Consider the following 21,812-nt stretch of genomic DNA (forward strand, 5'->3'; position numbering starts at 1 on the left):
AATATATAAAAAACTTGTATATTTTAAATAGAGATAAAAAAAGAACAGCGATTAATGCTGTTCTTTTCCATTGACGAATTGTTGTAAATCAAAAGGAGTTATCGCTTGGATAAATTCTTTTGAGATAAGTGTTTGAACGAGAGTGCTCTCAGAGATAGAAGCACCTGTTTTCTTTTCATAAGCTTGTTTTAATAAATCAAGTTTTTCAGCCGTTTCTTTTGGTAATTCAATTGTAAGTGTGTTCATAATTTCTCCCCCTTATTATTAGAGTACCACTACAGTATAGGAGAGACAAGAAAAGAGAATATGAAATATAAAAAAGGTTACCAAATTTTCAAATGGTAACCTTTTTTATGTATAAGAGTTATTAAGCAATACCGATATACTTTAAAGTTTTTGATGGAGTACTGTGATCAAAGAAGTGTTGTAAAAACGCAATATCAACACCTGATTTGTATGCACAATAACCCCAAGTTTTTCGAAGTGTATGTGAGCTAATCCCTTCTAATCCAACTTCTTTTGCAGCTTTGTTTAAAATGTACCATGCATGTTGTCTCGTAATAGATTTTGTTCCTTTTTGAGATTTTAGCAATGGTTCATTACGTTTCCAAGTTTTACGTTCTTTCATGTAGTCTTCGATTGCGTGCTGTAAGTCTTCATTTACAGCAAACCATTTATGTTTCTTCACTTTTTCATTGTAAAATAAAATGGAATGGCGAACATTTTCATTTTCATCGATTACATCACTAACTTTTAATTGTAAGATTTCACTTACTTTTAAGCCAGAATTTACAGCTAATACGAATAATAAGCCATCACGTTTCGAAGATTGTAAAAGTATATTTTTGATAGTTTCTAATTGTTTTTCATTTTGAATAGGTTGTCCTGCTTGTTTCATTTCACGCACTCTCCTCTTTTATATGTGTAAAGGAAAGGATTAACTTGTTTCTTACTATAAAGGGAGAGTGTGAATTTCATGTGAACTCCTAGTGAAATTAAGACAAATTATTTGACTTCTTTTACTTTTTGTAAATTGAAATAGAATACAACACTGTTAGTCGTATTATACACACCGTACTCGGCATGATGAAGGTCTAAAATGTTTTTTACGATAGATAATCCAAGACCGGTACCTCCAGTGTGACGGCTACGTGATGCATCTAGACGATAGAAGCGATCCCAAATTTTTTCAAGACTTTCTTCAGGGATAGGGTTTCCTGTATTTTCGATTTCGACTTTTACGGTATCTTCTGCTTCTATAATGGAGACTTGTATCTTTTCTCCATCTGGCGTATAACGGATTGCATTACTTAGTAAGTTCACAACTACTTGCTCAATGCGACTGCGATTTGCTTTAACAAGTATAGAAGGGTCTGCATCGATGTTCACTTGTAAATGTTTTTCTTCCATGCTAAATAATAATTTTGTGTAGACTTGTTGCGTTAATTCACCGATTGAGAACGTCGTCATATCTAGTTTGTAAGTACCAGATTCCAACTTTGCTAATTCTAACATTTCAACAATCAGCCTGTTCATATTTTCTGTTTCTTCTAAAATAACATCAGTATAATACGAAGTATCCTTACTAACACCATCCTTAATTCCTTCTGCAAAACTTCTAATTACACTTAGCGGTGTTTTTAATTCGTGTGATACGCCAGAAATGAATTCTTTTCTTGTTTTTTCTAATTGACGTTCACGTTCAATATCTTGTTGTAACTTTGTATTAGCAACATTTAATCGATCGATTCGATCTTTTAAATTTACAGATAATGTATTGATACTGCCAGAAAGCCCCCCAATTTCATCGTCAGCTGTAACAGGTAATTTCTCGCTGAAATCAAAATTAGCCATTTTTTTTGTAACACGATTTATTTTAATTAATGGCTTAACAATGATTTTTGAGTAGTAGAAGGATAACAAAATAATTACGAGAAACACGATGATTAAGGCATAGACATAATAATCTTTTAAAACGAGCATTGCTTCATTAACAGGCTGCAAAGATGCTATCGCAAAAGCATATTCTGTAATCCTTCCATTTTCTATAATAGGTTTTACAAAGATACTATTTTTTATATTTTCTCCGCCATCTAATATGAAAGTACTTAATTGGTTCGAGTTAGAAGTGCCCTCTCTAATCATATCTGCAAAATATTGAACGGCTTGTAATGTTTCAATATCATTTGCAAGACGAACCTCAGCTTTGGATGGGAGCTGTAACTTAGTTATAACACCTGTAAAGATGATTCGAGTTGTAGATTTGTATCGGCTTGCAAGTCTGTTCTTAGAAGGGTTACCATTAATTGACTGAAAATCCGAATAGAAATGTTCGTTCTGCCATTGATTATAATTCGTTCCTAATTTTTGTGGTGTGATTATATTATTCTCTTGTACGACTCCATCAACATTGATTATTACATCTTTTTTTAAACCTAAATTTTCGAATTTATTATATTCTTCTGGTGTTAAAAGATTATTGAGTGGAATGGAATACTGTTTATTATTGTTGGGATTAAATACATCGATATAGTAATTGTTATCACTTTTAATAATACCGTTAGAATCCAAAAACTGCATATCTGCATTTGTTTTATCATGAAATTCTTGTTTTAGTTTTCTAACCTGCTCATAACTTTTATCACTTTTATCATAATTATCTACGAATTTTTCAAAAGCAGTTTGGACTGTTTTTACTTTTTTATTAATATAAAATTTCTCTAAAAATAGAGATTGTCCTAGGAAAAAAAGTAGGAATATGATTGTAAATAAAGTGGATGTTAATAAAAATAGTTTAAAGACGATACTTCTGTTTTTCACTGCGTCACCTCTTATGAGAAATACTGTAAATGATTTCTTTATTATAACAAACGTTACAAGAAAGTAGAGGGGAGAAATCTGTCTCTTTATAAAGTAGTTATTTATAAAAAGTCACATAAAAAGAACTCGCCAGACGTATGACAAGTTCTTTAGTGTATTATTGTTGAATTGCTGCATCTAAAGCGATTTCAATCATTTCGTTAAATGTAGTTTGACGCTCTTCAGATGTAGTTTCTTCGCCGGTGAAGATGTGATCGCTAACTGTTAATACAGATAATGCATTTACACCGTATTTTGCTGCTAATGTGTAAAGAGCAGTTGTTTCCATTTCTACTGCTAATACACCGTAATCTCCAAGTTTTTTAACCATGTCCATGCTTTCACGATAAAACACATCTGCTGTTAAAACGTTACCGACACGAACGTGTAATCCTTTTTCAGTTCCAGCATCATAAGCTTTCTTTAAAAGGTCAAAGTTTGCAGCTGGTGCAAAATCAAATCCTGGGAATGTTAAACGGTTCATATTAGAATCAGTACAAGCCGTCATTGCGATAATAACATCACGAACTTTTACATCTTTTTGAATTGCACCGCAAGTTCCAACGCGAATTAAATTTTTAACGCCGTAGCTTTGGATTAATTCGTTTACATAAATAGAAATAGAAGGAACACCCATACCTGTACCTTGAACAGATACACGTTTTCCTTTATAAGTTCCAGTGAAACCTAACATACCACGCACATTATTATAGCAAGTAACGTCCTCTAGAAATGTTTCAGCGATATATTTTGCACGTAATGGATCACCAGGTAATAGAATAGATTCAGCGATTTCGCCTTGTTTTGCTTCGATATGTACACTCATAAAAAAGTCCTCCTTATAATGTATTGATAGAAATCAATATCATTTGCATTATACACTACGAATCCTTTCAATTAAAATCTTTTTATTATTTGTAATATGTACAAAATAGGAGGATTTCATAAATCATAATCTAGAATATATATCTTAAGAAGTTTTGTATGAATAGAGACAATAAAAATGGTAGGTGATGTTTTGAAAAATCTTGTCATTGGGCTTATTGCGTTAGTACTTATTGTGGCAGGAGGATTTTACATAAAAAAATATCAAGAAAACGAAGAGACTGTAGGAGATGTTCAGGAAGTAAAGTGGGATGTTTCAAATGGAAAGGGAAATGAGAAAGTAGATATTGTATTTCAGTTGTTAAACAACAAGAATAATGAAATTCTTGGTGTAAATGATCAAATGAGGGCAGTGATTGTAGATGGACAGTTAAAAAACATACAACAAATTAAACCCACATTTGCAGGGAACGGGTCATATAAGTTATCTTCCAAAATAGCGAAAGACGAAGAATATACAATATTTTTATACGAAGACAAAAATAAGTCCGTAGAGTCATTCGCTAGGAAAGATTTTGGTAGAACGAAAGAGGAGAACAATAAGAAAAAAGTGAAATTTCCAATCGACAGTGTACTTACAAAAAAAATAGGAGAGTATGAAGTTTCTCTTTTATTTGGCGCATTACATCCGAATGAACCAGTTACGTTAACATTTCAGTTTCAAGCGAAAAAGGGTGGAAAATTGAAATTACATTCAGAGAGAGGGGAAGTAGAGTCACTCTATATAGTGGATGAAACGAAGGAGAACTTTTTATACGCTATGCCTGTAGATACGGATGAGCAATTACAATACCGGATTACATTTCCTGCCGAGGGCACGTATAAAATGTGGGGGAATTTCTATATAAATGGTAAGAAGTATGAAAAAGAATTTATTGTACAAGTTCAAAAAAGAAAAAACAGCTAAGAATTTAGCTGTTTTTTCTTTTTCCTATTAATTTTGTTACAGAGAGCATTGTAATTGGTAAAGAATGATTCTTCCTAAATGCTAAATATTTACCGCTCCATGCTGGTTTATATTTTTCTTTAAAATGTCGTAATCCGCTGAAACTATACGTATAGCGAACATTATTAAAGATCGCAGCAGCCACTCGTTCAGACCAGAAAGACTGTGTGGATAAACCAACATTTGAAAGTGGTGCCATACCAATATTAAAGGAGTGGTATTCATTTTCTTTTGCCCACTGGAATAAGTGGATGAAAATTGCGTCCATAATGCCGCTAGGCGCATCTGGGTAATATCGCATTAAATCGACAGATAATGATCCGTTTTGATATACGGGCATGAATGTTGTGAATGCAATGATTTTTCCATCCGCATCAGATAATGTTGCGATAGGAGCGCGACTAATATATTCACGATCGAAGTATCCGAGTGAAAAACCTTTCTCTTTTTTTCCACCAAGCCATGCATCTGAAACTTTTCTTAACTCTTCATATAATTCGGCGGAGAAAGGTGGCTCATGAATAGAGAATGTATAGCCTTCTCTTTCAAAACGGTTGAAAGTAGCTCGCATGCCAGCGCGTTTCTTTCCTGTTATTGTAAAGGTATTTAAATCAACAACAGCTTCTTCACCAAGCTTAAAGAAGTTATAACCAAAATCGTGGTATAAACTCATCCATTTACTTTCAATTTGATAGAATACACAAATGTATCCAAATCGATCAGCCTCAGCTAAAAACTCTTGCAATACAGTACGATAGGAGGAAGGGTCTCCAATTGGATCACCTAGTACAATAAGTCGTTTTCCAGTTATTGAGAAGAGAATGAGTGCTTTTCCATCACTACTGAAAAAGAACTGTTTATCTCCTAAAAAACCTAAATGACTAAGTACATTTCCACCATGTTCATCTAAGAAGTTTTGTAATCGTTTATCATTAGCTGGTTGCCCGGGAAATTCATTTCGATAACGATTTGCAATGAGTGAACCAATTAGTAAAAAAGTAGGAACAAAAAAGGCAGCTGCTAATGCACTTCGTTTCACTTGTGTAATATTACGAACGACAAAATCAGGTTTGAAAGCTTCTTTTGCACCTGCAAATAAAATACCTAAGTTTTTATATAAATATAACGTTACAAGTAGGAATATAAAAACTTTTACGATATCGGAAAGTGAGACTTCCATTTTCTCACGTACAAACCTTTTACGAAGCATATACAATACGGCGAGTACGATTAATAAAATAAAAGTTTCTTCAACATCAATTCCTTTTAGTGTGTTAAAAATAGCCGCTCCAATTAAAGAAACAATCGTCATATAATAAGAACGTTTTGTTCCGTAATATATCCCCCGCGAAAGAATGAGGAGGAGAATACCGAATGTTAGCGATAAGCTAAAAGAAAATTGAATAAGATGTTTTGGAGCTAGAATATGTAAGGCGTGTGCCCGATTTATACTTGTTGGTAGAATGGTTGATAAAATAACCATTAAGCCAGCAAATACTGTTAAAGCAGCAGATGCCCAAGAACCTAACTTTCCTAGAAAGTCACGCTGCAAAGTCCATATAACACCAGTTGTCTCTAATGCAGGCGCAATAAAAGGTTTATCTTCAAACTTTTTAATGGCTACTCCTGTCATTTCAAAAGCTGCAAAAATGAGACCAAGGCAGAAGGGCAAGATGTAATAGACGAGACGATATAATAACATAGCAGGGAGTAAAACACCTGTATCGATGCCGTATTGCCCAAGCCCAGTTAAGAAGACAAGATCAAATGATCCAAGGCCACCAGGAACAAGACTAACGACACCAGCTAAAGCAGCAATAACATATACGCCTAAAAACTTTTGGAATTCGATTTCAATGCCAAATAATAGTAATATGACGTACATAACAATACCAGCAGATACCCATTCGACTAATGAAACTAATGAGTATAAAACAGTTGGGTTTTTCTCCTCTTCTTCTTGTTCCTCTGTTTGCGTCGCTTTTCTATTTTTTAATTTAGAAAATCCGATATATATAGGGACGAAAAGAGCGAAGAAGATAAGAACAGGCCATAGCCATGGTTTTTCATGCAGAATAAATCTCGTGTCTAATATTCCGATAAGACCAAGAAATGAAAGAATGGCTAATCCATTAATAAAGGCAGTTGTCATCCAAGCGATACTTTTAATAAGTTTTCCATTTTCTTTTATATATGGACGATAAAGCATTGTGCGTACGCCGGCCCCAACAAGACCACCAAACCCGATAAATCCATTTAAAGTATTAGCAATCCACGAGATACGGAAAATCTTTTGGACAGGGATATCAGCTTTTAAGTAACGAAGCATAACATAGTCATAAAAGAACATTGTTGATACAGCGAATGCACCAAGTGTAATTGCTAAAAAGACTCCTCCGGTTGGAATGTTTTTAATTGTATCAATCGCTTCTAAAAAAGAAATGCCCGCTAGTTCTTTTTTTGCTTGAAAGAATACAATTGTTAATACAACAAATGGGAAGATAATTTTCCCGATTTGTAAGAAACGTTTCCATGAAAACGACATAAATACAACTCTCCTTGTATAAGAAAACTGAGACAATAATATTATTATGACAAACTTCAAGAAAAATAAAAAGGTAAAATCCTGTATAGGCGAGCTATTTTTTATATAGGTATATTTAAAGGAATATTTTGTTTGTCAGAAAATTAAGTTAGAATAAAATGAAAGAAAGGGGAGGGGAGTATATGATTATAAAAAGTTACGTAGGGTATGAGTTAGAAAAAGCGAAACCTAATACATCAGAAGATTTTTTTAACAGATCTGAAGTGACATATATATTAAATGATAAAGAGAAAACTTTTTCGGTTTTATACGTTCGATATTTTGAAGAAGTTTTACAAGAAATTAATCCTTTTGAAGGAAATCCAGTGTATAAAGTAGAAGAACAAAACATATATTTGCGCGATATTGTAGCGATATGTTGTTTAGTGAAAGACAGGGAGCTTCGTGCGCAAAAACGTTTGTATTTAAATAATATGGAAGAATTTCAACAATATTTTGATGAGGGAACGGTGTCGAAAGTACAAGAAATATTAACTGAATTACATAAAAATAAAAGAGTAGAAATAGCGTGAAATGGCAAAGGAGAGAGAAAAAATGTCTAATTTGATGGTTGAAAATCAAACAGAACAAGTTTCTATATTTTTAGAAGATGCTATTAATTTGATAACCAATTATGTGAATTATCATACGTTACCTTCTTTATTAGAGGAAACACCAGCAGGGAATGAGCGATATTATAAAGGGTTATTAGCATCAATGAGACGACTTCTCGTTTTTTGCGAAGAAGGACAGGATGCATGTCTTGTTTTGTTGAATAGTCAGCCATTTCGAAAAACAGCAGCTGAAAAAATTTTATATAAGATTTACCATCAAGTAATTGCAGAGTTTTTTTCACCGAAGAGTGATCATTGGTATGAAAATAGTCGGTCTGCATATACAGGGAAAAATTCTATCGTTTTTCAACAAACACCACCTGTATCTTTAGAGCAAGTGATGAAGAGTTTAGAAGGTAAATTTCAATTGATGCGTGAAGAACTAGAATATTATGAGACCGATTATCAGACAAAGATGTTACACAAATATTGATTGAGGAAAAGAAGCTAAGGTGACTTAGCTTCTTTTCCTTTTGTACAGTTATATAAGGGATTTTCATTGAATATAGTTAAGTGGATAGCATTAGGGAGGTGCAACATGAATCAACCAGGTGTATTTACAGATTACTTTCATGAAGTAGAAAATTGGTGTGAAAGTGTTCTTCACGTATTAGATAGCCGTGCAATGGAAGTGTATGATGTCCATATGCTTGCTTATAAAATTCAGACGTTATTAGAGCGTATGAAAGAGCATGAGTATGAAACAGATGCAGAGTTTATGTATGAAATAAGCGATGATGTAGAACATATTCAGCATCACTTGCAGGAAGTATTTATGCAAGAAGAAGAATATGAATTATACGAAAGAGGGGATAGTGAACGAGCTGTCCCAATTGGAGGACATACACTCCCGCCATTACCTTATCCGTATAATGCATTAGAACCGTATATTTCTAAAGAAATTATGATATTACATCATGATAAACATCATCGGAGTTACGTGGAAGGGTTAAATAAAGCAGAGAAGATGATGGAAGAAGCGAGAAAAACAAATAAATTTGATTTAATTAAGCATTGGGAAAGGGAAGCGGCTTTTCATGGGTCAGGTCATTACTTACACACGATATTTTGGAATAACATGAAAAAAGACGGTGGTGGAAGTCCAAGAGGAGCTTTTTCACAACAAATTGAAAAAGATTTTGGGAGCTTTTTACGTTTTCAAAAACATTTTACAGAAGCGGCCTCTAAAGTAGAAGGTTCAGGCTGGGCAATTCTCGTTTGGGTGCCCCGGTCTGGAAGGTTAGAAATTTTGCAAAGTACACTTCATCAATTATTTACACAATGGGATACGATACCGCTCCTTGTACTAGATGTCTGGGAACATGCGTATTATTTACAATACCAAAATCGAAAAGATGAATATATTAAAAACTGGTGGAATGTTGTAAATTGGCCTGATGTAGAAAAAAGGTTTGAAACTGCGAAACAAATTGAATGGACACCATATTAGACGCAAATTCTCTGCGTCTTTTTTAATGGAAGTAGAAGGAAGATTTCGTTCATATTTTAAAAGGCCAAGCATACACTTGTACAAAAAGTGCCAAAAGGACGTGGGGGGAAATATGAGACGAATTTGTATAATCATTACGCTTCTTATGATGTATGCAAGCGTTATGCCGATTCCTACATATGCAAAGATGAACAGCAATGTCAGTGCTCGAAATGCTGTATTAATGGAGCAACAGTCTGGTCGAGTATTATACGGAAAAGCAGAACATGAGCCTCAAAAAATTGCTAGTATAACAAAAATTATGACCGCTTTGTTAGCTGCTCAATCAGGGAAGATGAAAGAAATGGTATCAGTTAGTAATGAAGCGGTGAGGGTGGAAGGATCGGCAATCTATTTAAAGCCTGGACAAAAAGTGAAGTTAGAAGATTTAGTATACGGACTCATGCTTAGATCTGGTAATGACGCAGCGCAAGTAATTGCTGAAAGTGTGGGTGGGAGTATAGATGGATTCGTATATTTAATGAATCAAAAAGCGAAAGAAATTGGAATGAAAGATACGCACTTCTCAAACCCCCATGGCTTAGATGGAGATGGATCACATTATTCATCGGCTTACGATATGGCATTATTAACGAAATATGCAATGGGAAACGAGACATTTAAGAAAATTTTCGGAACTAAAACGTATAAATCAGATTCTTGGGATTACCCGTGGAAAAATAAACATAAGCTGGTAACGTCTTATTATGAATTTGCAACAGGAGGAAAAACAGGCTTTACGAAGAAAGCTGGGCGAACGCTTGTGACAACGGCATCAAAAGGTGGACTAGATTTAATTGTCGTAACTTTGAGTGCTTCTAGTGATTGGGATGATCATATGAATTTGTTTGATAAAGGTTTTGAACGTTTTAAACAAACGAAAGTTTTAGGACAAGGAGCAATTGCTGAAATAAATGAAAAGAAGTATGCCAACCATGTTTATACGAAAAATAGTTTTTCCGTGCCGTTAACTGAAGAGGAAAGAAAGAACGTATTATTAAAAGTTGAACTCGATAAAAGTATAAAGCTTGAGGATGGAGTAAAGGTTGGAAAGACAGATGTTTATGTTGGCAATGAGAAAGTTGGGGAACGGAATTTATTTTATAGTAAACGGAAGTTAGTAGCTACAACAGGACTTTACTGGAATAATGTGAAAGAAATTTTTTCTTACATGATAGGTGTTGGGAACGATGGTTAATCTCGTATGGGTAGCGATGGCTGTCATTGGGATTGTATACGCCATGATAAATGGAACGATGGAAGAAGTGAATAAAGCTGTATTTGACGGAGCAAAAGATGCGGTAACGATTTGTATAGGACTTATTAGTGTTTTAGTATTTTGGCTCGGTTTAATGAAAATTGCAGAGGAAGCCGGATTGTTAAAAAAATTAGTTACACTTTTTATGCCGATAGTAAAAAGGTTGTTTCCAGAAATACCAAAGGATCATCCGTCCATGGGATTTATTCTATCAAATATGATGGCAAACTTTTTTGGTCTAGGTAATGCAGCAACCCCTCTTGGCATTAAAGCGATGGAACAACTGAAAGAGTTAAATGGAGGAAAGGATTCGGCGAGCCGTTCTATGGTGACGTTTCTAGCATTAAATACATCAGCTATTACATTAATTCCTACGACAGTCATTTCGATTCGAATGACGTATGAATCAGCGAATCCTACTGAAATTGTTGGGGTAACATTTATTGCACAAGTACTTTCTATGATTGGAGCAATTTGGATTGACCGCTATTTTTACCGAAGAAGGAGTAGAAAGGGGCGGAAAAAATGAGTATTGTAAATACAATTTCCTTATGGGTAATCCCTTGTGTAATTGGTTTTATCCTTTTATATGGCACGATAAAGAAAGTGCCGACGTATGAATCGTTCGTTGAGGGAGGAAAAGAAGGGATTCAAATTGCAATTTCTATCTTACCATTTATGGTTGGAATGCTTGTGTCTATTTCTATATTCCGGTCTTCAGGTGCGTTAGACGCAATGATATCGGTAATGAAGCCAATGTTAGATTTAATCCATGTTCCAGCAGAAATTGTACCATTAGCACTTATACGCCCTATTTCAGGCTCTGCTGGTTTAAGTATTACGACCGATTTAATTGCTACATATGGGCCAGATTCTTTTATTGGGAGATTGGCTTCTACGATGCAAGGGAGCACAGATACGACTTTCTATATTTTAACTGTATATTTTGGAGCGGTTGGGATTAGAAAAATGGGGGATGCACTAAAAGTAGGACTTTTTGCAGATTTAATCGGGATTATATGCTCAATTGTATTCGTTTCTTTATTGTTTCAGTAATACTATTCATTTTTTACACTATTTCGCTTATAATACGTATACGACCACTATTAAGGTGTAGAGCTTAATAGTGGTTTTTTTATGTGGTGTTTTTGACAAAATGATGAACTTTTATTGTGAGAAATATGAAAAATATGGACAATAATAAAGGGTAAAAACATGATTTGACCTTTATATGTTTATTATCATCGCTATGTTGTTTAAGTAAGATGAAGCGAATAGCCGTAAAGCGTATGCGGTTGCCAAGTCTTTCTAATGTAAGGTAAGATAAATTCGAGGTGAAAAAAAGAAATGGAACGATTACAAAAAGTGATTGCGCAAGCAGGTATTGCATCGAGAAGAAAGGCTGAGGAATTAATTCAGCAAGGAAAAGTGAAAGTTAATGGGAAAATAGTGAAGGAGTTAGGGACAAAAGTAACTCCTCAAGATAAAGTAGAAGTAAATAACATCCCTCTTGAAAAAGAAGAACCTGTTTATTTTTTACTATATAAACCAACTGGCGTAATTTCAAGTGTATCAGATGATAAAGGAAGAAGTGTTGTAACGGACTTTTTCCCGGAAATTACACAACGTTTATTCCCAATCGGACGCTTAGATTATGATACGTCTGGCGTATTATTAATGACAAACGATGGGGACTTCGCAAACGTATTAATGCATCCTAGATATAAAGTTGAAAAAACGTATGTTGCAAAAATAAAAGGTCCATTAACAGGTGAGAAAATTCGCATGTTAGAACGCGGTGTTACGTTAGAAGACGGTAAAACAGCACCAGCACGTGTGAAAATTATTTCTTGGGACAAGCGTAAAGAGATGGCTATTGTACAATTAACAATTCATGAAGGACGTAATCGTCAAGTACGTCGTATGTTTGAAGCGTTAGACTGTAAAGTAGTGAAATTAAAACGTGAACGTTATGCTTTCTTAGAAGTAGGAAGCCTGCGACCTGGTGATGCGAGAGAATTGACACCACATGAGGTGAAACAATTACGCGCACTTGCTTCTACAAAGCCAAGATAAGCTATAGAGTTAAAAATTCACCAGTGGAGTGCTCTGCTGGTGATTTATTCATACAACATTTACAGAAGATAATACATAACATGTACCGAGGAGAGGTAATATGAAGAAAAATCGCTTATTATTTCGCGTTACTATTCTACTCATTTTATGTGGTGCTGTAGGATTTACCCTTTATCAAGGATTCTTTGCTAATAAAGAGAAAATGCAAATCGGAAAAGAAGCACCTAACTTTGTTGTGACGGATTTAGAAGGGAAGAAAATTGAACTAAAAGATTTAAAGGGAAAAGGTGTATTTTTAAACTTTTGGGGCACGTGGTGTAAACCTTGTGAAAAAGAAATGCCTTATATGAATGAATTATATCCAAAGTATAAAGAAAAAGGCGTTGAAATCATAGCGTTAGATGCAGATGAAACGGATATTGCAGTAAAGAACTTTGTGAACCAATATGGTTTGAAATTCCCAGTTGCCATTGATAAAGGACAAAAGATTATAGGAACATATGGCGTAGGTCCATTACCGACAAGTTTTTTGATTGATAAAGATGGAAAAGTAGTGGAGCAAATTATAGGGGAACAAACGAAAGAACAGTTAGAAGGGTATTTAAAGAAAATTACTCCGTAATAAAGAAAGCCTTTACATAAGAGGTGCGTGTCTGTAGCGCCTCTGGTTTAAAAATTCTGAGTATTGCGGTAACTTGAGGTTAGAATATACAATAGTACATATAGATACAGGGGCGGTGAGAGTGTTGAAAGAAATTAAATGTGAATGTGGACATGTTAATCCGATAGGAACCGTTTTTTGTGAAGCTTGCGGGAAACCATTTGAAAGCAATGAAAATACAAAACTATTGGATATGCGCTATGAGGGGAGTGCACGGAGATCTCTCACGCAGACAAAAACGATAGTCGATAAAATTTGGAGTTTTTTCTCTTCTGTAAAAGTGGGTGTATGGCTAATCGTAATAACTTTAGCTGCATCAGCGATAGGAACTATTTTTCCGCAAGAAATGTACATAACTCCAGGGATTGCACCAGCTGAATATTATAAACAAGAATACGGATTTTTAGGACAATTATACTATCAATTAGGGTTTAATAATTTATACGGTTCATGGTGGTATATGATTTTGATTGCTTCTATCGGTATTTCTCTTGTGATATGTAGTTTAGACCGCGTTATTCCACTTTATAAAGCTTTAAAAAAGCAAGGCGTAAAAAGACATCCTAGCTTTTTAAAGAGACAGAGATTATATGGGACTGGTACACCGCAAGATGGTGACCTGGAAAGAGTGCAAAAGAATTTAAAGAAAAGAAACTATAACGTGAAAGTGGAAGACGGAAACGTTTTAGCAGAAAAGGGACGCTTCTCGCGTTGGGGTCCATATGTGAATCATATCGGTCTTATTATCTTTTTATTCGGTGCGATGCTTCGTTTTTTACCGAGTATGTACGTAGACGAAGCACTTTGGTTACGTGACGGTGAAACGAAAGAAATACCAGGGACGGATGGACAATACTACTTAAAAAACGAAAAATTTATAAAAGAAGTTTATGATAAAAGTAAGGACAAGGAAGTTTTTGAGGAAGCGATTGATCGTGTAGGCGATAAAATGATTGCGAAAAACTTCCAAACGAATGCCGTATTATATAAAGCAGTAGGAGAAAATATAGCAGGACAAAAACCGAAGTTAGAAAAAGTAAAAGAAGCGGAAATTCGAGTGAATGAACCACTGAAATTTGATCAATTTGCAGTGTATCAAGTGGATTATAAAGAAAGTGAATTTAAAAGTATGTCCTTTCACTTGCAAAATAAAGAAAATAATCAAAAGTGGGGACCGATTAAAGTAGATTTAACGAACCCTAAGGAAAAATATGATTTAGGAAATAGTTATTCTTTAGAACTATTAAGCTATTTTCCTGATTTTTATTTTGATGAGAATGGAAAACCAAATACAAAAACGAAATTACCAAACAATCCTGCATTTGTATTTAAAATGTTTACACCTGAAACGCCAGATGGTGAAGTGAGTTTTGTTGGTATTCAGCAAAATATAGAACCAGATGGGAATAACAAATATAAAATGTCCTTCGCAGGTGTGGAAATGCAAAATGCAACAGCACTTACTGTAAGAAAAGATTTAACGCTTTGGATTCTCGGCATTGGAGGATTTATATTTATGGTTGGTGTCATTCAAGGTATGTATTGGAATCATCGCCGTATTTGGATACAACGTGTTAATGATGAATGGTGGATTGCAGGGCATACAAATAAAAATTGGTTCGGTTTAAAGAAAGATATTGAAAGAGTAATAGAAGGTACAGCAATTCCACAGCCAAATGATAAAGTAATTGATAAAAAAATTAGTTAAGGTGGGGAAACGATATGGTGCAAATAAGTAGTAACTTTCTCTTTACCGCATTTATTTTATATTTAATTGCGACTCTATTTTTTGGGGGAGCCATTAAAGAAAAGGGTCATAAATGGGCAAATGTAGGAATAACGATTACAATTTTAGGGTTTATAGCACAAACAGTATATTTTGTTACAAGGTGGATTGCATCAGGGCATGCGCCAGTTAGTAACTTTTTTGAATTCGGTACATTTTTCGGCATGATGCTTGTAGGAGCATTTATTGTCATGTATTTTATGTACCGTGTAAGTATAATCGGACTATTTGCATTACCAGTTGCGCTTTTATTAATTGCCTATGCAAGTATGTTTCCGAGGGAAATATCTCCGCTCATTCCATCTTTAAAAAGTAATTGGTTACATATTCACGTGACGACTGCAGCAGCAGGACAAGCAATCTTAGCGATTAGTTTTATTACGGGCGTTATGTATTTATTGAAAAATGTAGATCAATCAACGAGAAGCAAACGTACATTTTGGTTAGAAACGGTCGTATTCACGCTTGTTTGTACGGTTGGGTTTATTGGAGTGACAACGGTATTTTCTAGTATGAAATATGAAGCGAAGTTTCAATGGATTGATAAAAATGAACAACAACTGGAAATGAAGTACAATCTTCCGGCCTTAGTTGGACCGCATGAAGGGAAGTTACTGACAGAAAATAAATTAGAACCGGCAGTTGAAGTTCCAGCGATTGTAAATGCGAAAAAATTAAATACTGTTATTTGGTCAGTGTTAGTAGGAACGTTACTGTATATTGTATTAAGACTTGTTTTACGGAAGCGAGTATCGGCGGCACTTCAGCCGTTAGTAAAGAATACGAATAGTGATCTACTAGATGAAATCGGATATCGATCTATTGCAATTGGATTCCCAGTTTTCACATTAGGTGCATTAATTTTTGCGATGATTTGGGCACAAATAGCGTGGACACGTTTTTGGGGCTGGGATCCAAAAGAGGTTTGGGCACTTATCACTTGGCTCTTTTATGCAGCAGTATTACATTTACGCCTATCAAAAGGATGGCATGGAGAGAAATCAGCTTGGCTTGCAGTAATTGGTTTTGCAATAATTATGTTTAACTTTATTGTAGTAAACTTAATTATTGCCGGTTTACATTCATATGCATAGAGAAATAAAATAGGAGAGTGCATGTCACTTTCCTATTTTATTTTTGTCAACTTTTCTTCTTTTTTGAGAAAAACATGACAAAGTAGCGGTTGATTTTGTAAAATGATGTCGAGGACATTATATGCTGTTCAAAAAAAATACATAGTTTTGGAAAAAAATTGAACAAAATTTATTATTCTTGTGAAGCATAATATGGGAAGTGAAACATTTAGAAGATTGCTTAAATAAACGAGAATAGCGCAACATAATAGTTAAAGAAGGGTAGGTGTGAACCGCTGAGGTGAGAGTGCGCAGCGGGTAGAGATGGAAAATGAATCAAGAATTTTAATTGTAGATGATGAGGATCGCATTCGTCGTTTATTGAAAATGTACTTAGAAAGAGAACAATATACGATTGAAGAAGCAGATAATGGTGATACAGCTTTAGAAATGGCGTTGCAAAATGATTACGATTTAATCTTATTAGATCTTATGATGCCTGGTAAAGATGGCATTGAAGTATGTAAAGGGGTTCGTGAGAAGAAAGCGACACCAATTATTATGCTGACAGCAAAAGGTGAAGAAGTAAATAGAGTACAAGGATTTGAAGTTGGAACAGATGATTATATTGTAAAGCCATTTAGTCCACGTGAGGTCGTACTACGTGTGAAAGCGGTATTACGCCGTGCTGTACCAACAACATTCTTTACACAAGATACAACGACAAAAGATGTTACTGTATTCCCGCACTTAACAATTGATAACGATGCACACCGTGTTACTGCAGATGGTAATGAAGTAAACTTAACGCCGAAAGAATATGAGTTACTATTATTTTTAGCGAAAGCTCCTGATAAAGTATTCGATCGTGAGCAACTGTTAAAAGAAGTATGGCAATATGAATTCTTCGGAGATTTACGTACAGTTGATACACATGTAAAACGTTTACGTGAGAAGTTAAGCAAAAAATCACCAGATGCAGCGAAAATGATTGTTACTGTTTGGGGTGTAGGTTACAAATTTGAGGTTGTGAACGACTGATGCTTTGGAGAAGTGTAGTAGGGAAGTTATGGATGACCATATTACTTCTCGTTTCGTTCGTGCTTGGATTTGTTGCGATTTTACTTTCACAGTTTTTTAGAACATACTATGTTGATATGAGTGAAGCTAGGCTTCAAAAAGTCGCAACAAGTGTTTCAGAGTTAATTGAAGAAGGTGCCGATGTAAAAACGATTGAGAATATCGCTTACAAATTCTCTGATCCACTTTCAAGGATTATTATTGTAGAAGATGGTAAAGAAATTTCTTCTTCACCGAAACAAGAAGGATTAGTCACTCTTACAATGGATGACTTAAAAGAAGATAAAGAATTAGCGGCTGTTTTTACAGACAAAAAAGAAATTAAGAATAACATTAGAAAAGCGTCTAATAGTAGGAAGAATAAAAACACCGAAAATGATATTATGATCGTCGGAAAACCAGTGCAATCAAAAAATCAAAGTGCAGTGTTCGTATATGAATCTTTACAAGTACCGATACAAGGTATGGAAAGAACGACTGATTTTATTTTCTTATCGGCTGGAATTGCGATTATATTAACAACTTTCTTTGCGTTCTTCTTATCTACTCGAATTACAGCACCACTTCGTAAAATGCGTGAGGTTGCTTTTGAAGTGTCGCGTGGGAAGTTTGATGCGAAAGCTCCTATGGTATCTCAGGATGAGATTGGTGAGCTTGCAACGGCCTTAAATCAAATGGGAAAACAGTTGAAGTTTAATATGAACGCCTTGCAACAAGAGAAAGAACAGTTAGCTAGTATTTTAAGTAGTATGGCAGATGGGGTTATTACATTAAATCAAGAAGGTGAAGTTGTAGTAATCAATCCGCCGGCCGAACATTTCTTACAAGTTTGGCAAGAAGAAAAAGAGATAGAGCTAAGTAAAAAACTACCTTCTGAACTTGTGGAACTATTCCATCTTGTTGTAGAAAGTGAACAACAACAAGTTGTTGAAATTAATTTACAAAAAGGGAACTATGTAGTTCTTATGACGCCGCTTTACAATCAAACGAAAATTCGTGGAGCTGTAGCTGTACTGCGAGATATGACGGAAGAACGCCGTCTTGAAAAGATGCGTCAAGACTTTATTGCGAATGTATCGCATGAACTTCGTACACCAATGGTAATGCTGCAAGGGTATAGTGAAGCGATTTTAGATGATATTGTGCAAACGAAAGAAGAAATTAATGAGTTTGTTCAAATCATTTATGATGAATCCGTTCGTTTAGGTAAACTTGTAAATGAATTATTAGATTTAGCACGCATGGAAAGTGGTAATGTAGAGTTACATATAGGTGAAGTTGATATTCATCCTTTCGTTGAAAAAATAGGTCGTAAATTCCAAGGGATTGCAAAGGATAAAGAGGTCGCGTTAACGGTTGATTTCAAAGATCCAATTGAACAATACCCGTTTGATGCAGATCGTATGGAACAAGTATTGACGAATTTAATTGATAACGCAATACGTCATACAAACGCAGGCGGACATGTAACGCTTGTAATTGATACGAAAAATAATGGCCTCATTTTTGAAGTACAAGATTCGGGTGCAGGCATTCCAGAAGAGGATATTCCATTTTTATTTGATCGTTTCTATAAAGCTGATAAAGCAAGAACACGTGGGAAAAAGGGTGGAACAGGACTCGGGCTTGCGATTGCGAAAAATATTGTGCAAGGCCATGATGGTAAAATTTCTGTATCAAGTGTTGTTGGAGAAGGAACTACATTTTCTGTCTATTTACCGAATCGTATAATTTAGATATGTGTTTTTAAAGTTGATAATGAATAAAGTTCTGCTGTTTTTTATTTTTTTGTAAACTCAATTAAATAAAGAATGGTAGAACTTTTTTCTATGTTGCTCGAATAAAGAATAACAATAGAGGTGCTGTGAAGAAATGAAATTATATACAAAAACAGGAGATAAAGGAACGACAAGTGTAATAGGCGGTAGGGTTGATAAAGATGATATCCGTGTGGAAGCGTATGGAACAATAGACGAGGCGAATTCTCATATCGGATATGCAATGACTAAGCTTCAAGGCGGGACTTATAGAGATATTTACAATGAGCTCGAAAATATTCAACATGAGCTATTTGATTGCGGAGGAGACTTGGCAATAGTGGAACAAAAAATTCCTTATAAGGTGACAATTGAGATGGTTGAAAGCTTAGAAAGAAAGATTGATTTGTATATAGAAGAAGCCCCGCCATTAGAACGCTTTATTTTGCCAGGAGGTAGCGAGGCGGCGGCTACTATTCATATTGCACGTACTGTTGTAAGGAGAGCAGAACGCTCTATAGTATCATTGCAAAAAGAAGTGAAAATAAATGAAGTTGTCTTAAAGTATGTAAATAGATTATCTGATTATTTGTTTGCAATAGCTCGAGTAATAAATGCTCGATTACAAGTGAAAGATGTGGAGTATAACCGTAGTGCATTAGTTTTTCGTGATAAGAAAGAGAAGGAAGTGGAGTAATTCACTTTCTTTTTTTTTGTATACTTTTTTCTGTAATATACCAAAATAGAGAAGGTATAGTGGTAATTAGAAAACGGAGGATGTATATGAAAGTTTTAAAATGCGGCGTCATGCTATTGAGTATACTGTTTGTATCTCAATTACATGTTTATGCAGAAGAAAATCGATGGACATGGCCTGTTGAAGGTCAGATAAGTGATTATTTTGGGACAAGGCATGGAAAACACTATGGTATTGATGTAGCTGCGCCAATTGGAACGCCTGTGGCAGCTATCCAAGATGGTAAGGTAACGAGGTCTTATTATTCGAGTAGTTATGGAAATGTTGTATTTATTAAACACGGAGAATATGAGGCTGTATATGCACATTTAAATAAGAGATATGTGGGACAAGGAGATTATATTTCAAAAGGAGAAAAAATTGGAGAAGTAGGGAACACGGGAGAATCGCGAGGTGCACACTTACATTTAGAACTTCATCAAGGAAGATGGACGATGGCGAAAAAGAATGCGATGAACCCATTGCTTGTTTTAAGTGAACAAAGAAATGAAGTTGTTTCTTCGTCATTATATGTCGTACAAAAAGGGGATACTTTAGTTAGTATTGCACGGAAATTTAGTATGACACTTAAGGAAATTAAAGAAAAAAATGGATTGCAGCAAGAGCTAATTTATCCTAATCAACAATTATATGTTAAGTAAAGGAAACGTCTCAAAAATTAAACTTTGAACAAATTTATGTTCTTCTTAAATAATGTTCAATGTAAATGAAATTATATGGGCGCTTTTGCTAGAACTATTGAGTGAATCAGAGCATCTATATCTAAAAGAAAACCGTCCCAAAGTTTATTTTGGGACGGCTTCTTTTACCAAAAAATAAAGACACATATAAATCCAGAAATAGCTAAATAGCTATACAAGTAAAAAACTTTTGTTCTTGTTTTCTCTTTTGTTCGAAACAGTACGATAGTCGGTTCAATTAAACCGATTGTCAAACAAAGTAGGCCAAGAAGCATACAACCAATCGAAATAGAATACAGGGCGATTTGTGGTGCTTGAAATGGAATCATCCATTTTAATAAAAATGCAATAAGTGCAGTGTAACAAATACTACCGATGTATTTATTCAGTGGTGTATTAGAACGAAAACCAGGAAGTTTTTTTAAGAAAGAGCGGGAAACAACTTCTGTTTGTAAAGATGTATGCTCTTCAATAATTTTTTGGGCTTCTTTTCCTTTTTGAAAAAGAGATAAGATCCAATTTCGCTCACCCTGAAAAATAAATTGAGAAGTTGTCAAATAGTGATCAATCTTCACTTTATTCCAACTCTTCCACGGATGACGCTCACACAATTTTAATTTACTTTCTGTTTTTTTATCATACTGATAAATACTTATGCCATCTTCATCGAAAGTAGCATAGTATGTCTCATTTGAGAATGTGCCTAAATCAATTGGGCAGTAGAAAAGTAATTCTTTTTTTAAGTAAAAGTATTCTTTTCTTAAGTTTTTTTTCATTGCTTCTCGAATAGAATGTCTCTTTTCTTTTTTCATGACATTTCCTCCATAACTCAGAAAATGTTCTTATCTTAACAATTCAATATCTTATCACTTTTAATTATATATGACTAGGTAACCCAAAAGAGAAATGCCGAATAATAAAAAAATATGGATTGTATTGTAAAATATCTCGCAATTTATTTGTTGTTATGAAAAATAAATAACTAATTTTAAATAAGTTACAATTTTTTAGTTCACAATGTTATGAGGTTGTTGTATAATGAAGGGGAAAATAGAATATCGGTCTATCTTCGGGGCAGGGTGAAAATCCCGACCGGCGGTGATGAACTATTTATGATTTTGTTCTAAGCCCGCGAGCCGTTAAGGCAGGATTTGGTGTGATTCCAAAGCCGACAGTATAGTCTGGATGGGAGAAGATGGAGGTTCAAGCGTTCAAAAAAGATATGGATTTGAACGTCTGTTTGATGTGCCTTAAATTCTCCCTTTGTGTAAAACACAAAGGGTTTTTTCGTTCTATGAAAAACAGGC

21 protein-coding genes and 1 riboswitch are annotated in these 21,812 nt (G+C 34.7%); of the genes, 15 read left to right on the forward strand and 6 right to left on the reverse strand.

From position 1 onward, the window contains the following. Window positions 1–51: 51 nt before the first annotated feature. The 4 genes from ACTFRH_RS03740 to deoD all read right to left on the reverse strand — a co-directional run bounded on the left by ACTFRH_RS03740 (window position 52) and on the right by deoD (window position 3,685). Window positions 52–246 carry a DUF3924 domain-containing protein gene (locus ACTFRH_RS03740; protein WP_001094860.1) on the reverse strand — a complete coding sequence of 65 codons (195 nt, stop codon included), beginning with the start codon at window positions 244–246 and terminating at the stop codon, window positions 52–54. A gap of 121 nt (window positions 247–367) precedes the next feature. Beyond that, on the reverse strand, window positions 368–898 hold the full coding sequence (locus ACTFRH_RS03745; protein ID WP_000806236.1) for a tyrosine-type recombinase/integrase: 531 nt from the start codon (window positions 896–898) through the stop codon (window positions 368–370). A 107-nt stretch (window positions 899–1,005) separates the two neighbouring features. Further along, on the reverse strand, window positions 1,006–2,820 hold the full coding sequence (locus ACTFRH_RS03750) for a sensor histidine kinase (RefSeq protein ID WP_000797512.1): 1,815 nt from the start codon (window positions 2,818–2,820) through the stop codon (window positions 1,006–1,008). 157 nt (window positions 2,821–2,977) lie between these two features. Beyond that, window positions 2,978–3,685, reverse strand: coding sequence for a purine-nucleoside phosphorylase (gene deoD / locus ACTFRH_RS03755; protein ID WP_000110707.1), 708 nt, complete (start codon window positions 3,683–3,685; stop codon window positions 2,978–2,980). Window positions 3,686–3,862: 177 nt separating this feature from the next. Here deoD and ACTFRH_RS03760 point away from each other — a divergent pair, with 177 nt between their 5' ends. Then, a complete protein-coding gene (locus ACTFRH_RS03760) occupies window positions 3,863–4,651 on the forward strand; it encodes a hypothetical protein (RefSeq protein WP_000232605.1) in 789 nt (262 codons plus the stop codon). A gap of 4 nt (window positions 4,652–4,655) precedes the next feature. On the opposite strand, the gene mprF is transcribed toward ACTFRH_RS03760, so the two are convergent. Further along, a complete protein-coding gene (mprF, locus tag ACTFRH_RS03765) occupies window positions 4,656–7,235 on the reverse strand; it encodes a bifunctional lysylphosphatidylglycerol flippase/synthetase MprF (RefSeq protein ID WP_000010846.1) in 2,580 nt (859 codons plus the stop codon). A gap of 182 nt (window positions 7,236–7,417) precedes the next feature. On the opposite strand from mprF, the gene ACTFRH_RS03770 reads away from it, so the two are divergent. From ACTFRH_RS03770 to ACTFRH_RS03835, 14 genes are all read left to right on the forward strand, one after another. Then, window positions 7,418–7,807: a hypothetical protein gene (locus tag ACTFRH_RS03770; protein ID WP_000584658.1), complete on the forward strand. Its 390-nt coding sequence runs from the start codon at window positions 7,418–7,420 to the stop codon at window positions 7,805–7,807. Window positions 7,808–7,829: 22 nt separating this feature from the next. Then, complete coding sequence (locus ACTFRH_RS03775) at window positions 7,830–8,321, forward strand: YpuI family protein (protein ID WP_000067558.1); 492 nt, start codon at window positions 7,830–7,832, stop codon at window positions 8,319–8,321. Window positions 8,322–8,426: 105 nt separating this feature from the next. Then, window positions 8,427–9,338 (forward strand): superoxide dismutase, encoded by a 912-nt coding sequence (locus tag ACTFRH_RS03780; RefSeq protein ID WP_001075447.1) that lies wholly within the window; start codon window positions 8,427–8,429, stop codon window positions 9,336–9,338. A 112-nt stretch (window positions 9,339–9,450) separates the two neighbouring features. Further along, window positions 9,451–10,575 carry a D-alanyl-D-alanine carboxypeptidase family protein gene (locus ACTFRH_RS03785; protein WP_001252607.1) on the forward strand — a complete coding sequence of 375 codons (1,125 nt, stop codon included), beginning with the start codon at window positions 9,451–9,453 and terminating at the stop codon, window positions 10,573–10,575. Continuing rightward, window positions 10,568–11,164 carry a spore maturation protein SpmA gene (gene spmA / locus ACTFRH_RS03790; protein WP_000247811.1) on the forward strand — a complete coding sequence of 199 codons (597 nt, stop codon included), beginning with the start codon at window positions 10,568–10,570 and terminating at the stop codon, window positions 11,162–11,164. Before ACTFRH_RS03785 ends, spmA begins: the two co-directional genes overlap by 8 nt. Continuing rightward, window positions 11,161–11,691, forward strand: coding sequence for a spore maturation protein SpmB (spmB, locus tag ACTFRH_RS03795; protein ID WP_000029514.1), 531 nt, complete (start codon window positions 11,161–11,163; stop codon window positions 11,689–11,691). Before spmA ends, spmB begins: the two co-directional genes overlap by 4 nt. Before the next feature lie 291 nt (window positions 11,692–11,982). After that, window positions 11,983–12,711, forward strand: coding sequence for a 23S rRNA pseudouridine(2605) synthase RluB (rluB, locus tag ACTFRH_RS03800; RefSeq protein WP_000440556.1), 729 nt, complete (start codon window positions 11,983–11,985; stop codon window positions 12,709–12,711). A 100-nt stretch (window positions 12,712–12,811) separates the two neighbouring features. Then, window positions 12,812–13,333 (forward strand): thiol-disulfide oxidoreductase ResA, encoded by a 522-nt coding sequence (resA, locus tag ACTFRH_RS03805; protein WP_000742212.1) that lies wholly within the window; start codon window positions 12,812–12,814, stop codon window positions 13,331–13,333. 121 nt (window positions 13,334–13,454) lie between these two features. Then, window positions 13,455–15,080, forward strand: a complete 1,626-nt coding sequence (gene resB / locus ACTFRH_RS03810) for a cytochrome c biogenesis protein ResB (RefSeq protein ID WP_000910550.1) — start codon at window positions 13,455–13,457, stop codon at window positions 15,078–15,080. Window positions 15,081–15,094: 14 nt separating this feature from the next. Beyond that, a complete protein-coding gene (gene resC, locus ACTFRH_RS03815) occupies window positions 15,095–16,252 on the forward strand; it encodes a cytochrome c biogenesis protein ResC (protein ID WP_000250081.1) in 1,158 nt (385 codons plus the stop codon). 303 nt (window positions 16,253–16,555) lie between these two features. Next, complete coding sequence (gene resD / locus ACTFRH_RS03820) at window positions 16,556–17,272, forward strand: DNA-binding response regulator ResD (protein ID WP_000426861.1); 717 nt, start codon at window positions 16,556–16,558, stop codon at window positions 17,270–17,272. After that, window positions 17,272–19,047, forward strand: a complete 1,776-nt coding sequence (gene resE / locus ACTFRH_RS03825) for a sensor histidine kinase ResE (RefSeq protein WP_000964680.1) — start codon at window positions 17,272–17,274, stop codon at window positions 19,045–19,047. The genes resD and resE overlap by 1 nt, the downstream gene beginning before the upstream one ends. 136 nt (window positions 19,048–19,183) lie before the next feature. Further along, window positions 19,184–19,765: a cob(I)yrinic acid a,c-diamide adenosyltransferase gene (locus ACTFRH_RS03830; protein ID WP_000781272.1), complete on the forward strand. Its 582-nt coding sequence runs from the start codon at window positions 19,184–19,186 to the stop codon at window positions 19,763–19,765. A gap of 86 nt (window positions 19,766–19,851) precedes the next feature. Then, a complete protein-coding gene (locus ACTFRH_RS03835) occupies window positions 19,852–20,466 on the forward strand; it encodes a peptidoglycan DD-metalloendopeptidase family protein (RefSeq protein WP_000866118.1) in 615 nt (204 codons plus the stop codon). 164 nt (window positions 20,467–20,630) lie between these two features. Here the strand turns inward: ACTFRH_RS03835 and ACTFRH_RS03840 are convergent, their stop codons facing one another. Then, window positions 20,631–21,317, reverse strand: coding sequence for a hypothetical protein (locus ACTFRH_RS03840; protein ID WP_000711797.1), 687 nt, complete (start codon window positions 21,315–21,317; stop codon window positions 20,631–20,633). A gap of 249 nt (window positions 21,318–21,566) precedes the next feature. Further along, a riboswitch (FMN riboswitch) is annotated at window positions 21,567–21,706 on the forward strand. Window positions 21,707–21,812: the final 106 nt, after the last annotated feature.

This window comes from Bacillus cereus group sp. MYBK216-1, from assembly GCF_051916495.1.
Classification (GTDB): domain Bacteria; phylum Bacillota; class Bacilli; order Bacillales; family Bacillaceae_G; genus Bacillus_A; species Bacillus_A thuringiensis_K.